Consider the following 13446-nt stretch of genomic DNA (forward strand, 5'->3'; position numbering starts at 1 on the left):
GCCGTATGGGGACCTGGATCGCGCCGAGCGTCATCGAGAGAGAGCTGTACGGGGCCAAGACCGCCGGCGACTGGGCCGCGTACTTCGACGTACTGGCCCGCACACCGCTGTACGTCGCGCAGTCCCGCGCACAGTCCGACGCGCACCCCGGCTCGGTGTTCTTCCACTCCACCCCGGACCGGATGCTCGTCGTCCACACCGCCGGCATGCTGCCCGCCCCCACCCCCGAGACGGTCTTCGAATCCCGCAGCCTGCGCTGGTTCTCCGAGGTCTGGGCCGCCGACGACCCCGCCTTCCTCGCCGTGAACCCGGGCTCCCCCGCCGAGGCCTACCTCACCACCACCCCGGCCGACCTGGCCCGCTGGCGCACCCACGCGGAGGCCTCCCCGCACTACGGCCTGCCCGAGGGCAGGATCCACGCCCTCTTCACCGGCGGCCCGCTGCACGGGCCCGTCGCCCACGGCCTCGCCGTCGGCAGTCATCTCGCCGTGACCAACGGCGAGTTCTGGAACTCCCTCGCCTACCACGGCAGCGGCTACCAGTACGAGCGCCGCCGCGTCGCGAAGAGCTGGAGCATCACCGAACGCTCCGACTGGCTCTCCACCCTGCACACCCTGCTGGACTGCGGGATGGTCAGCCCCGTCTGGGAGTTCGCGCTCCGCGTCCGGCGCGCCCTCGCCTCCGACTTCGCCGGGCCGGTCGACGTGGAGCACTGGCGGCACGTCGCCGAGGCGAGCCTGCGCCGCAACGCCCAACGCGCCGCCGAGCCGCAGCTCACCCCCGACGGGGTCACCGTCGCCCAGCCGCGCCCCGCCGCCGAGGTGGAGGGGGAGATAGCCGGTGTCAGGCGCCTCATCGGCCGCATCGCCCGCTACGAGCAGCGCTTCCGGGCCGACGGACTGCTCCCCGCGGACGGCTGGGTCCGCTCGGTGGAGGGCTGGGACATCGGCCGGGCCTCACAGATGGCCCGCTGGGGCGTCGGCTGCCGCTACGGGAGCGTCGACGAGGCCGAGCAGGCCGTCCTGCGCGCCGGGGAGGCCGCCCGCGACACGTACCGCTCGTGGGAGGAGTTCTCCGCCGGGTACGTCCTCGGCCGCTGCCTGCACTTCGACGAGGAGGAGTTCGGCACCTGGTACACCACCGCCCTCGCCGCCCACCTCGCGCTGACGACCGACCCGGCGAGCCCCTGGCGCAACATCCCCTGGAACCTCGGGTAGTCGGCCGGCCCGGCCGCAATCCCCCGGCGGCCGGGCCGGCCCCCCGGCTAGCCTCGCCGCCATGACTGCTGAGCTGAACGAGACCGTGCGGGGGCTGCTCGACGCGCCGCACCCCGCCGTCCTGTCGACCATCAACCCCGACGGAAGCCCGCAGAGTTCGGTGATCTGGGTGACCCGGGACGGCGGCGACCTGCTGATCTCCACCGAGCAGGGCCGCCGCAAGGAGCGCAACATCGTGCGGGACGGCCGGGTCGGCGTCACCGTCTTCGACCTGGCCAATCCCTTCCTCTACGCCGAGATCCGCGGCACGGCCACCGTCACCGAGGACATCGGCCGGGCGGTGGCCGTCCGGATTGCCGAGGAGTACATGGGCCCGGGCGCCGGCAAGGAGTACCAGCAGGCCCCGGCCGAGGACGTCCGCGTGGTCGTCCGCATCACCCCGACCAAGGTCCTCGGCAACGCCGCCCGCTGAGCCGACGGCACGGACAGCACGGAGCCCCGGCCCCCGCGGTGTGCGGGGGCCGGGGCTCCGTGCTGTCCGTGCTGTCCGTGCTAGCCCTGGGTGAAGTACCCGAGCAGGTCGGCGATCACGTGGTTGGGACCGCCCCACTGGCCGTTGTAGACACTGACCTTCCCGTCCGCGACCGGGGTCGTCACGTGGTTCGGGATGGTCAGGCCCGGCAGCGTCTGGAGGCTGCTCGCCTCCGGACGGGCCGACCCGAAACCGTACGCGGTCAGGAAGCCCGCGCCGGTGCTCTCGGTCGCCGTCAGGTTCAGCACCGCGCCCACGGCGCCGGCCGGCACGCCGGCCACCGTCGTGGTGCCGCCCGCGGGGACCTTGCCCGTCGTACGGGTGTCCGCGAGCCGCTTGGGCACGACCGGCGTGTAGAGGGCCTTGCCGTCCTTGCCGTAGTAGCCCACCGCGTCCACGATCAGGTGCGCGGAACCGGTGTGGTTGTACAGGGTGATCGTCCCGTTCGGGCCGACCGGCACGATCGCCTGGTTCGACTTGGCCTTGCCCGGCTCCGGGTTCAGGTTCGAGACCTCGGGCCGCTTCGCCGGGTCCGGGTAGGCCGCCACGAAGGAGTTCTGCGTGGCCTCGGTGCTCGTCAGGTTCACGGCGACGGCCTGCGCGTCCGCCGGGATCCCGGCGACGCCCGCGACCTTGACCGTACGGGTCGTGCCACCGGCCACCGCGCCGCCCGCGGTACGGGTGTCCGCGAGCCGGGTCGGGGCGACGGGGCTGAACTTCTGCCCGGAGTGCGGCTGGTAGTAGCCCACGAAGTCCACGATCACATCGGCCCTGCCCGCGTTGAGGTAGAACCAGACCTGGCCTTCCCTGCCCACGGGGACGGTCACCGTGTTGGACACGGTGCCGCCCGCCCGGGCGTTGAGGCTCGATGTCGTGGGCCGGTCGTCGCGCGCCGGCGAGACGGCGAGGTAGGCGTCCTGAGTGACGTTGGTGAGGGTCACGTTGATGACCGCCGCGGACATGGCGCCCGAGGCGCTGCCCGCCGGGTTGAGCCCGATCGGCATGCCGACGGGCGTGGGGACCCCGCCCTGAAGGCTGACGCCGTGGTTGATGCGGCTGTCCTGGAGGCGGAAGGGCTCGGTGGCCACGTAGCCCGCGCGGGCGTAGTCCACGTGCACGGTCCGGGTCGTCGTGGCCTTGTTGCCCTTGACGTCGAAGACCCTGACGGTCACCTGGTAGTCGCCCGGGCGGACGTAGGTGTGCTTGGCGGTGGCCAGACCGCCGAAGCTCTCGTGGTCGCCCTCTCCGTAGTCGACCTCGGTACGGTCCACCGGCCACGGCGTGGCCGAGGCCGAGGGGTCGAAGGAGACGGTCAGCGGGGGCAGGTGCCCCTTGTCGTCCGGGCCCGGCAGGACCGGCGTGTCCGTGAACGAAGCCGTCAGCGGGCCCGCCGGGGTCACCTTGGCCGTCTGCTGGGTGGTGGCCTCCTGACCGGCGCCGTTGAAGGCCGTCACCTTGATCACGTAGTCGCCCGGCTTGCTGTAGGCGTGCGTGGCCAGGCCGTGGGCGCCGTTGCCCTGCCGGGTGACGACCGGGGCCGTCCCGTCGCCGAAGTCGACGCGGTAGCTCATCGCGGTGGGCCAGCGGCTGTCGGAGACGGCCTGCACCTGCACCTTCGTACCGGCCGGCGCCCAGGTCTGGTCGACGTACATCCAGGTCTGGCTCAGGCCGTCGTGGGTCTCGTGGGCGCCGCGGTCGAGGTAACCGCCGTTCTTCCCGGTGTTGGGGACCCTCGGGTCGTCCCCCGTCGGGGTCCCGTCGAAGTCACTGGGCAGGACGCCCGGCGCCGTCGGGTCGGCGGAGTCGATGGTCGGGGAGCCGTCGACCGGACCGACGCCGTCCTGGCCCGGGGTCAGGATGTCGTGCCCGCCCTGGCCCGTCGCGGCGTGGAAGGCCGCCGGGTCCGCGTACGTGGTGCCGGCCCAGCTGTACGGAATCTGCACGGGGGCGACGGGAACGCCGGTGGCCAGGTTGTAGTCGGCGAGCGTGCCGGCCGTCGCGCTCTGCGCGACCAGGACGGCGTTGCGCGGCTCGTCGGTCTTGCAGTAACTGCTGCGGACCTCGGTGAAGAACACGTTGTTGAAGAGCCCGGAGCCCGTCGAGCCGCCACCGAGCGAAACGCCGGCGGCGCAGTAGCCGTAGACCGTGTTGTTGGTGACGACGGTGCCGGGTGCGTCGACCGCGGAAACCGCCGGCCGTGCCGACCCGGTGATGACGTTGCGGCTGAGCACGGTGCCCTGCGCACCGCCCTCGATCCGGACGCCGAGCAGATTGCCCCGGGTGATCCGGACGTCCTTGCTCGCCCCGTCGACCACGACGGAGTCGAGCCGGCCCCACGTGGCCCGGAGCCCGTCCAGCCCGACATCGGTGGAACCGCTGACCTTCAAGCCACTGCGGGTGAACAGGCGGCCGAGCTCCACGTGGGAGGCGCCCTGGACGGTCAGCAGCTTGCCGACATCGACCTGCTGGCCCTCCCACTCGCCTTCGGCGACGAAGCGGATCGGCTTGCCCGGCGCTCCCGAGCGGTCGATGGTGACGGCCTCGTCGTAGGTCCGGCCCGCCTTGATCCGGACCGTCTGGCCCGGGAGCACGGCCTTGGCCGCCGCCGAGATCGTGCAGTACGGGACGGCCTGCGTACCGGCTCCGGTGTCGGAGCAGTGGGAGCCGTCCTGGTTGTTGACGTAGAGGTTGGTCGGGATCTCGGCGGCCGCGGCGGCCGGAGCACCGAGAAGCGTGACGAGACCTGCGGTCAGCAGGACCGTCGTGCGGGTGGGACGCACCAGTGGGGTTCCTTCGTGGAGAAGCTGCGTGGAGTCACGAAGGTGCCGCGGCGCCGCACGACTGGTAGACGTCCTGTTCCCCCAGCGACAGTCGGGCGCACGCAGCCCCCCGCGTACTGCGATCAGTATGCCGGTGTCCTAAAGCCGATGTCACCTGTTCTTTTCCCGGCTACGGAAGCCGGGACCGCACCGCAGCCCAGGCGTCGACCGCGGCCGCCAGCGGGCCGCCGTCCGCGAGGTGGGGACGGACGAGAACCAGCCACGGGATCAGGCTCTTGATGCGGCGCAGGTGCCGGATGCGGTGGTACGGCAGGTCGCGCCAGACCCGGCCCTGCGCCGCGGCCTGTTCCGGGGTCAGATCCATCAGCGCCAGCAGCTCCCGGCCCAGGGCGGCCGGGTCGCCGCCCCGCTCCGGGCCGAACTGCTGGATCAAGTAGACCTGTACGCGGGCCAGTTCGGGCGCCCCGAGCAGATCGGGCACCCCTTCGGCGCGCGCGCAGCGGTGGGTGGCGGCGAGCGCGATCCGGCCCCAGCGCAGCCGGATCCCCTCCGGCAGCCGCTCGTCGCGCATCCGCACCCCGGCCAGGACGCGCAGCGTCCGCGGGTGCGGTTCGTCCAGCAGCGGCGGATCGGTGGCCAGCCAGGCCTCCAGTTCCTCCAGCGAGTGCCCGTCGGGCGGCACCGAGGTCAGCACCTGGCCCCGGGTGAGCAGCGCGACCATGGCGCCCGCGAGGTGGACCTTCGCAATGTGCCCGGCGTCGAAGGAACCGACGACCCGCCCGTGGCGCTCGATGTGGCGCAGGCCCATCCGGTACTCCCCGACGGCGTAGACCTGTCCGGCCCGCGCCACCCCGCCGACGCACCGGACCACGCACACGCCACCCGTGACGTCGGCCTCCTCGACGGAGTACACCTGCAATTCGGCGATGGACACCCCGGCCCCCTTCCCCGGGCGGAGATTACCTCCCGGGGGGCGGGTGCCGCGCTCACCGGATCGGGGCCTCCAGGACCAGGCGGATCTCGGTGACCTCGTAGCCGGCGCGGTCGAAGGCGGCGGCCATCGGCACGTTGACGGTGTCCGTGGTCGCGGTGATGCGCTCGGCGCCCTCGGCGGCGTGGAATCGGGTGATCTCACCGAGGATCTCGTCGATCAGGCCCTGACCGCGCTGCTCCGGGACGACGCCCAGGTAGCCGACGTTGCGGTGGTACGGGGTGGCCGAGGGGACGGCCAGGCCCGCGAGGCGGCCGTCCGGGAGGTGGGCCAGGCGCCACCAGGAGCGCTCGCCGGGGCAGTCGAGGTAGAAGTCGAAGTCCTCGCGGGCCAGCTGCTCGGCGTCCATCAGCTCCAGTTCGTGCTGCGTGGCCAGATCGAGGCTGTCGTGCGAGAGCCGGACGAAGGCGTCGAGCATCTCCTCGTCGGTGCCCTCGCGGAAGACGAGCCGGCCGGTGGGCTCCGCGGTGCCGGCGTCCGGGGTCCACTCGTAGCGCAGGCGCTCGATCTCGCGCGTCAGCCCGGCCGCGGCGGCGGCCTGCCGGCGCCAGGCGACGGCCGCGGCCAGCTCCGGCTGCTCCCGCCAGCCGCGGGGCAGCGACAGGTTGTAGCCCGGCTGCTTGCCGAAGGCGGCGTGACCGGCCTCCAGCAGCCCGGTGGCGACCGCGGCCGGATCGGCCACGTCCGCGCCGACCTGGAGGCAGTCGAGCGCGACGGGCCGCTCGCTGTCGGCCCGCCCCCACCACAGCGCGCGGGCGAGGATCCGCCCGTCCGCGTCCTCGGCGAGCCAGATCCACTCGGGCCGGATCCGGTTCCCGGCGAGCTCCTCACGGATCCGCTCGGTGGTCAGGGCCGGGACGGGGCCGTCGGCCGGGTGGGCGACGGCACGGTCGAGGTCTGCGGGATCGGCGGTGACAGTACGAAAGATCATCCGGTGATAGTCACACGGGCGCGCGGCGCCGAGCAGGGCTTTTCCGCCGCGGATACGGCCGATGGCCGGCCTCCTCGGGGGAGACCGGCCATCGGGCGGTACGTCGTGCGGTGCTGCTGCCCGCTACGCCCAGGTGACCAGGCGGCGGGGGTGCTCCAGGACCGCGGCGATGTCGGCCAGGAAGCGGGAGCCGAGCTCGCCGTCGATGAGGCGGTGGTCGAAGGACAGCGCCAGGGTGGTGACCTGGCGCGGCTTGACCTTGCCCTTGTGGACCCACGGCTGGAGCTTGATCGCACCGACCGCGAGGATCGCGGACTCGCCCGGGTTCAGGATGGGCGTACCGGTGTCGACGCCGAAGACGCCGACGTTGGTGATGGTGATGGTGCCGTTCTGCATGTCCGCCGGGGAGGTCTTGCCGTCGCGGGCCGTGGCGACCAGCGAGGACAGCGACTCCGACAGCTCGCCGAGGGTCTTGGCGTGCGCGTCCTTGATGTTCGGGACGATCAGCCCGCGCGGGGTGGCCGCCGCGATGCCCAGGTTGACGTAGTGCTTGAGCACGATCTCCTGGGCCGCCTCGTCCCAGGACGCGTTGACGTCCGGGTTGCGGCGGATGGCCACCAGGACGGCCTTCGCGATGAGCAGCAGCGGGTTGATCCGCAGCCCCGCGAGGTCCGGGTCGTCCTTGAGCTCCTGGACCAGCTTCATCGTGCGCGTCACGTCGAGCGTGACGAACTCGGTGACGTGCGGCGCGGTGAAGGCCGACTGGACCATCGCCTGCGCGGTGACCTTGCGGACGCCCTTGACCGGGATACGGGTCTCCCGTGCCGAGGCGTCGGCCGCGGCGGCGACGACCGCGACGGGCGCGGCCACCGGAGCCGGGGCGGCGGCCGGGGCCGCGGCGGGTGCGGCCGCCTGCGGGGTGATCGCCGCGGCGGCCGCCGCGTGGACGTCCTCCCGGGTCACGACCCCGCCGTCGCCGGTGGGTACCACCGAGGCCAGGTCGATGCCGAGGTCCTTGGCGAGCTTGCGCACCGGCGGCTTGGCCAGCGGCCGCTCGCCGCTCGGCTGGGCCGGGACGGCCGGCAGCGGCGCCGGAGCCGCGGGCGCGGCCGGAGCCGGGGCCACCGGGGCGGCCGAGCCGTTCTGCGCGGCCGTGCCCGCCACGGCCTTGCGCGGGCGGCGCTTGGTCGAGGCGGTGGAGACCCCGTAGCCGACCAGGACGGGCTGGCGCGCCTCGGGCGCGGCCTCGGCCTCGGCGGCGGGAGCCTCGGCAGCGACGGCGGGAGCCGCCGCGGCGGCGGCCGGGGCCGGGGCCTCGGCCTCACCGGTCTGCACCGAGATGATCACCTGGCCGACGTCGACCGTGGTGCCCTCCTCGAAGAGGAGCGCGTGCACGACACCGTCGAACGGGATCGGCAGTTCCACGGCAGCCTTGGCCGTCTCGACCTCGCAGACGACCTGACCGTCGGTGACCGTGTCACCCGGCTGGACGAACCACTTGAGGATCTCGGCCTCGGTGAGGCCCTCGCCCACATCGGGCATCTTGAATTCGCGGATGGTCACGGCTCTCCTCAGTACGCCAGCGAGCGGTCGACGGCGTCGAGCACCCTGTCCAGGCCCGGCAGGTACTCGTCCTCCAGGCGGGCCGGCGGGTACGGGGCGTGGAAACCGCCCACGCGCAGGACCGGCGCCTCCAGGTGGTAGAAGCACCGCTCCGTGATGCGGGCGGCGACCTCGGAGCCCACACCGAGGAAGACCGGCGCCTCGTGGACGACCACGAGCCGGCGGGTCTTCTCGACCGACGCCTGGATGCCGTCGAAGTCGACCGGGGACATCGAGCGCAGGTCGAGGACCTCCACCGACTTGCCCTCCTCGGCCGCCGCGGCCGCCGCCTCCAGGCAGACCTTCACCATCGGGCCGTAGGCCGCCAGGGTGACGTCCGAGCCCTCGCGGCTCACGCGCGCCTTGTGCAGCTCGCCGGGGATGGCGTCGAAGTCGACCTCGCCCTTGTCCCAGTAGCGGCGCTTCGGCTCGAAGAAGATCACCGGGTCGTCGCTGAGGATCGCCTGCTGGAGCATCCAGTAGGCGTCGCTCGCGTTCGACGGGGAGACCACCTTGAGGCCCGGGACGTGTGCGAAGAGCGCCTCGGGGGACTCGCTGTGGTGCTCGACCGCGCCGATGCCGCCCGCGTAGGGGATGCGCACGACGACGGGCATCTTGACCTTGCCCAGGGCGCGGGCGTGCATCTTCGCGAGCTGCGTGACGATCTGGTCGTACGCGGGGAAGACGAAACCGTCGAACTGGATCTCCACGACCGGCCGGTAGCCGCGCAGGGCCAGGCCGATGGCGGTGCCGACGATGCCGGACTCGGCGAGCGGGGTGTCGATGACCCGCTCCTCGCCGAAGTCCTTCTGCAGACCGTCGGTGATCCGGAAGACGCCGCCGAGCTTGCCGACGTCCTCACCCATGATCAGGACCTTGGGGTCCTGCTCCAGCGCCTTGCGCAGCGACTCGTTGAGCGCCTTGGCGATCGACATCTTTTCGACAGCCATCAGTGACCCTCCTCGAAGGACGCGAGGTAGGCGGCGAACTGGGCGCGCTCCTCGTCGACGAGCGCGTGCCCGTCCGCGTAGACGTTCTCGAAGATCGCCATGGTGTCCGGGTCGGGCATGGCGCGCACGGCCTCACGGACGCGCTTGCCCATCGCCTCGCTCTCCGCCTCCAGCTCCGTGAAGAACGCCTCGTCGGCGCCCCCGGTGGCCAGCAGGTGGGCCTTCAGGCGCAGGATCGGGTCCTTCGCCTCCCAGGCCGCCGTCTCCTCGTCCCGACGGTACTTCGTCGGGTCGTCGGAGGTGGTGTGCGCACCCATGCGGTAGGTGAACGCCTCGACCAGGGTCGGGCCCTCGCCGCGGCGGGCCCGGTCCAGGGCCCAGCGGGTCACGGCCAGGCAGGCCAGCACGTCGTTGCCGTCGACGCGCACGCCCGGGAAGCCGAAGCCCTGGGCGCGCTGGTAGAGCGGCACGCGCATCTGGCGCTCGGTCGGCTCGGAGATCGCCCACTGGTTGTTCTGGCAGAAGAACACCACGGGGGAGTTGTAGACGGCGGAGAAGGTGAACGCCTCCGCGACGTCGCCCTGGCTGGACGCGCCGTCGCCGAAGTAGGCGATGACCGCGGAGTCCGCGCCGTCCTTGGCCACACCCATCGCGTACCCGGTCGCGTGCAGCGTCTGCGAGCCGATCACGATCGTGTAGAGGTGGAAGTTGTTGGTGTTCGGGTCCCAGCCGCCGTGGTTCACACCGCGGAACATGCCGAGCAGGTTGGTCGGGTCGACCCCGCGGCACCAGGCGACGCCGTGCTCCCGGTACGTCGGGAAGACGTAGTCCTCGTCGTTCAGCGCCCGGCCGGAGCCGATCTGCGCGGCCTCCTGGCCGAGGAGCGAGGCCCACAGGCCCAGCTCGCCCTGACGCTGCAGGGCAGTCGCCTCACCGTCGAACCGACGGGTCATGACCATGTCGCGGTACAGCCCGCGCAGGTCCTCGGTGGTGATGTCGGCGACGAAGGGGGCGAACTCGGCGTTCTCCGCGTTGTCGACGCGGTCCCCTTCAGGCGTCAGCAGCTGTACGAGCTGAGGTACGACATCCTGCGTCTGCGCGGTGGCAGCGGCGGGCTTGGCGGCGCTCGCCGCGCCTGCCGCCCGCTTGGTGCCGCTGCTGCGTCGCGGCTTGCGCGCGGCAGTGCTCTCCACGGTCACGTGTGCTCCTCCGTCGGTCCGGCACCCGGGTTCTCCGGGGTCCAGTGCGGCTCACCTGTATCCGTAACGAGCGCACGGGGTGGGTGCGCGTCGCGTACGGGGATTCAGGCGTGACAGGTGCCCCGGCGAGTGCCCTGCGCAATGCACGTTACCCAGTGTGTCGCATAACTGCGAAACCCCGTTTGACCTGCGTTTTTGCTTGGATTTCCAAGTAAATCCGCAGCGGCGGGAACAACCACTGGTCACAGCCTTGCAGGGGCCGGGAACAACGGCACGTTATCCCGGGTAACTCCGGCAGGGAAGGGGTGAGTGTGTGAAACTGACTTCGTGCGCGAAGACGGAAAAATCAAGGTATTCCTCCTGGACGACCACGAAGTGGTACGTCGGGGCGTCCATGAGCTCTTGTCGGTCGAAGACGACATCGAGATCGTGGGTGAGGCCGGTACCGCGGCGGACGCCCTGGTCCGGATTCCCGCCACCCGTCCGGACGTGGCCGTCCTCGACGTCCGCCTCCCGGACGGCAGCGGTGTGGAGGTGTGCCGCGAGGTGCGCTCCCGCGACGAGGACATCAAGTGCCTGATGCTGACGTCGTTCGCCGACGACGAGGCCCTCTTCGACGCGATCATGGCCGGTGCCTCCGGATACGTGCTCAAGGCGATCCGCGGCAACGAGCTGCTGAGCGCCGTGCGCGACGTGGCCGCCGGCAGGTCGCTGCTCGACCCGGTCGCCACCGCGCGCGTGCTGGAGCGGCTGCGGGACGGCAAGGGCGGCCGGGGCGACGACCGCCTGTCCAACCTCACCGAGCAGGAGCGGAAGATCCTCGACCTGATCGGCGAGGGCCTGACCAACCGCGTCATCGGCGAGCGGCTGCACCTCGCCGAGAAGACGATCAAGAACTACGTCTCCAGCCTGCTGTCCAAGCTGGGCATGGAGCGCCGCTCCCAGGCCGCCGCCTACGTGGCCCGGCTGCAGGCCGAGAAGCGCTGACCGATTCGGGACCAACGTCCCCGGTCGTCGGGGCGGGCTGCTCTTCCCCGGCACGGTGTCGGCAGCCGAGAGTGGACCCCATGTCCCCCGAGGAACTCCACGCCATCGAACTGCTGCGCCGGGTGCCGTACGGCCGCGTGGCCACCAGCATGCGCGCGCTGCCTTTCCTCGCGCTCGCCCGGCACATCGTGGTGGAGGGCCGGGTGGTGCTGAGAATGCATTCCGGTTTCGGCTACCACCAGGCCTGCAACGGCAGTGTGGTGGCGTACGGGGCCGACAATTTCAATTCCCGTGACCAGCAGCTCTGGTCGGTGCAGTTCACCGGAACGGCGCAGGTCAGCGAACCGACAACCACCGAACTGGAGCTCTTCGGCCCGGTTCCGCATTTCGTCGACGGCGAGGTCTTCGACCCCGTCTACATGCGTATCGAACCCCAGTTCATCACCGCGCACTCGCTGACCGGGAATCCCGACCGGGCGTACGAGCACGCGCTCTGACCCGCGTCACTCCTCCGAGTTGGGGTTGCCGCCACCGCCACCGGGGCCGCCGGCGCCACCGCCGCTCGCGTCCGTGGGCTTCGTCGACGGAGAGGTCGACGGCTTGGTGCTCGCGGAGGTCGTCGGCTTCGTCGACGTGGTCGCCGACGGCGAGGCCGAACCCGACGGCGAGTGGGACGCCGAGGCCGAGGGCGACGGACTGAAGCTCTGCGACCGGGTGCGGCTCGGCTGGGGCGAGTTGTCATTGTTGGACGGGGAGTGGTCCTGCGTCTGCTGCGACTGCTGGACGTCCGGGGCGCTGGACTGGCTCGGCTGGCCGCCCGGGGTGCTCTGGGTGGTCTCCGGCTTCTTCTCGCCCTTGCCCACGGTGTTGACGGCGTACGCCACGCCGCCCGCGACCGCGATGATCGCGAGGACCGCGAACAGCCAGGCCTTCCAGCGGCTGCTGCCGCCGCCGCGGTCGTCGTAGCCGTCGTACCCGTCGTAGCCGCCGCTCTGGCCGCCGGGGAAGGCCGAACCGTCGTCCGGGTTCAGCGTCGGCACCATCGGCTGCTGGAACTGCGAGGTCGAGGCGTGCGCCCCGTACTGCTGTTGACCGCCGCTCCCGCCCACGGGCATGGCCGTGGTGGCGGCAGCGCCGCCGCGCCCGTGCGGCAGGGCCATGGTGACCGGGCCGGTGCCCCAGGTGCCGGTGTTCGGCCCCTGCTCGTGCAGCATCTGCAGCGCGTACTGGACCAGCCCGCGCATCTCCTCGGCGCTCTGGAACCGGTCGTCCGGGTCCTTGGCCAGGGAGCGCATGACCAGGCCGTCGAGCTCCTGCGGAATGTGCTGGCCCTCCGGCAGCTGCGAGGGCGGCACCGGCGCGTCCTGGACGTGCTGGTAGACCACCGACAGCGGGGTTTCCCCGGTGAACGGGGGACGCAGCGCGAGCAGTTCGTACAGCAGACAGCCGGTCGCGTACAGGTCGGAGCGGTGGTCGACGGCCTTGCCGAGGGCCTGCTCGGGCGACAGGTACTGCGGGGTGCCCATGACCATGCCGGTCTGGGTCATCGTCGACTGGGCGCCGTGCAGCGCGCGGGCGATGCCGAAGTCCATCACCTTGACCGCGCCGGTCTCCGTGATGATGACGTTCGCGGGCTTGATGTCGCGGTGCACGATGCCGTGCTGGTGCGAGTAGGCGAGGGCCTCGAGCACGCCCGAGGTGATGATGAGCGCCTGCTCGGGGCCCGGGGCCTCGGCGCTGATCAGCAGGTCGCGGATGGTGCGGCCCTCGACGAGCTCCATGACGATGTACGGGACGGTGTTCGGGCCGACCCGGTCCTCGCCCGAGTCGTACACGGCGACGACGGCGTGGTGGTTGAGTCCGGCGACGGACTGCGCCTCGCGCGTGAAGCGGGCCTTGGACACCGGGTCCTCGGCCAGGTCCGCGCGCAGCAGCTTCACCGCGACCGTGCGGCCGAGGCGCACGTCCTCGGCGGCGAAGACCTCGGCCATGCCGCCACGGCCCAGCCGGTGCGTCAGCCGGTAACGGCCGTCTCCCACCAGGCCGCCTGCGCCCCAGTGCTCAGGACCATCGGTCATCCCGGCGCCGTTTCCCTCGGGTTCGGGTGCCATCAGTCCTCGCCGTCGTATCTCTCGGCCGCCGCTCAGCGGTAGTCCTCTTCGTCGGTGCTCCGGTGAACGCTACAGCCTCGCAACCGGTCACCGTTCGGACAAGGCCACCCTGTGCCCGTGTGGTCACGGAACGGGCACCTGGCTTG

At 71.9% G+C, this 13446-nt stretch carries 11 protein-coding genes; 4 read left to right on the forward strand and 7 right to left on the reverse strand.

Going from position 1 to position 13446, the window contains the following annotated elements:
- Nucleotides 1-5 precede the first annotated feature (5 nt).
- Nucleotides 6-1217, forward strand: coding sequence for a DUF1266 domain-containing protein (locus B6R96_RS17615; protein ID WP_081522930.1), 1212 nt, complete (start codon nucleotides 6-8; stop codon nucleotides 1215-1217).
- A 61-nt stretch (nucleotides 1218-1278) separates the two neighbouring features.
- A complete protein-coding gene (locus tag B6R96_RS17620; protein WP_030383831.1) occupies nucleotides 1279-1689 on the forward strand; it encodes a PPOX class F420-dependent oxidoreductase in 411 nt (136 codons plus the stop codon).
- 80 nt (nucleotides 1690-1769) lie between these two features.
- Here the strand turns inward: B6R96_RS17620 and B6R96_RS17625 are convergent, their stop codons facing one another.
- From B6R96_RS17625 to pdhA, 6 genes are all read right to left on the reverse strand, one after another.
- The gene (locus B6R96_RS17625; protein WP_081522931.1) at nucleotides 1770-4529 is read right to left on the reverse strand and encodes a PKD domain-containing protein; all 2760 of its coding nucleotides are present in this window, start codon (nucleotides 4527-4529) and stop codon (nucleotides 1770-1772) included.
- Nucleotides 4530-4698: 169 nt separating this feature from the next.
- Nucleotides 4699-5463: a hypothetical protein gene (locus B6R96_RS17630; RefSeq protein ID WP_081522932.1), complete on the reverse strand. Its 765-nt coding sequence runs from the start codon at nucleotides 5461-5463 to the stop codon at nucleotides 4699-4701.
- A gap of 52 nt (nucleotides 5464-5515) precedes the next feature.
- Nucleotides 5516-6451, reverse strand: a complete 936-nt coding sequence (locus tag B6R96_RS17635; protein WP_079405579.1) for a GNAT family N-acetyltransferase — start codon at nucleotides 6449-6451, stop codon at nucleotides 5516-5518.
- Between the two features lie 123 nt (nucleotides 6452-6574).
- Nucleotides 6575-7993 (reverse strand): dihydrolipoamide acetyltransferase family protein, encoded by a 1419-nt coding sequence (locus B6R96_RS17640; RefSeq protein ID WP_081525138.1) that lies wholly within the window; start codon nucleotides 7991-7993, stop codon nucleotides 6575-6577.
- A gap of 29 nt (nucleotides 7994-8022) precedes the next feature.
- Nucleotides 8023-9003 carry an alpha-ketoacid dehydrogenase subunit beta gene (locus B6R96_RS17645; protein WP_030383836.1) on the reverse strand — a complete coding sequence of 327 codons (981 nt, stop codon included), beginning with the start codon at nucleotides 9001-9003 and terminating at the stop codon, nucleotides 8023-8025.
- Complete coding sequence (gene pdhA / locus B6R96_RS17650) at nucleotides 9003-10202, reverse strand: pyruvate dehydrogenase (acetyl-transferring) E1 component subunit alpha (protein ID WP_030383837.1); 1200 nt, start codon at nucleotides 10200-10202, stop codon at nucleotides 9003-9005. Before pdhA ends, B6R96_RS17645 begins: the two co-directional genes overlap by 1 nt.
- Nucleotides 10203-10529: 327 nt before the next feature.
- On the opposite strand from pdhA, the gene B6R96_RS17655 reads away from it, so the two are divergent.
- Entirely contained in the window at nucleotides 10530-11189 is a 660-nt protein-coding gene (locus tag B6R96_RS17655) for a response regulator (RefSeq protein WP_030383838.1), read from the forward strand.
- An 80-nt stretch (nucleotides 11190-11269) separates the two neighbouring features.
- On the forward strand, nucleotides 11270-11686 hold the full coding sequence (locus tag B6R96_RS17660) for a pyridoxamine 5'-phosphate oxidase family protein (protein ID WP_081522933.1): 417 nt from the start codon (nucleotides 11270-11272) through the stop codon (nucleotides 11684-11686).
- 6 nt (nucleotides 11687-11692) lie between these two features.
- Here B6R96_RS17660 and B6R96_RS17665 read toward each other — a convergent pair whose 3' ends face one another.
- Nucleotides 11693-13300, reverse strand: a complete 1608-nt coding sequence (locus B6R96_RS17665; protein ID WP_081522934.1) for a protein kinase domain-containing protein — start codon at nucleotides 13298-13300, stop codon at nucleotides 11693-11695.
- Between the last annotated feature and the right edge of the window lie 146 nt (nucleotides 13301-13446).

Origin of the sequence: Streptomyces sp. Sge12 (genome assembly GCF_002080455.1) — a bacterium.
Lineage (GTDB): Bacteria > Actinomycetota > Actinomycetes > Streptomycetales > Streptomycetaceae > Streptomyces.

What these genes read in the sequence shown, in the direction of transcription:
- B6R96_RS17615 (WP_081522930.1), top strand. Translation starts at nt 6, where the DNA reads ATGGGGACCTGGATCGCGCCGAGCGTCATCGAGAGAGAGCTGTACGGG.
- B6R96_RS17620 (WP_030383831.1), top strand. Translation starts at nt 1,279, where the DNA reads ATGACTGCTGAGCTGAACGAGACCGTGCGGGGGCTGCTCGACGCGCCG.
- B6R96_RS17635 (WP_079405579.1), bottom strand. Translation starts at nt 6,451, where the DNA reads ATGATCTTTCGTACTGTCACCGCCGATCCCGCAGACCTCGACCGTGCC.
- B6R96_RS17640 (WP_081525138.1), bottom strand. Translation starts at nt 7,993, where the DNA reads ATGCCCGATGTGGGCGAGGGCCTCACCGAGGCCGAGATCCTCAAGTGG.
- B6R96_RS17645 (WP_030383836.1), bottom strand. Translation starts at nt 9,003, where the DNA reads ATGGCTGTCGAAAAGATGTCGATCGCCAAGGCGCTCAACGAGTCGCTG.
- B6R96_RS17660 (WP_081522933.1), top strand. Translation starts at nt 11,270, where the DNA reads ATGTCCCCCGAGGAACTCCACGCCATCGAACTGCTGCGCCGGGTGCCG.
- B6R96_RS17665 (WP_081522934.1), bottom strand. Translation starts at nt 13,300, where the DNA reads ATGGCACCCGAACCCGAGGGAAACGGCGCCGGGATGACCGATGGTCCT.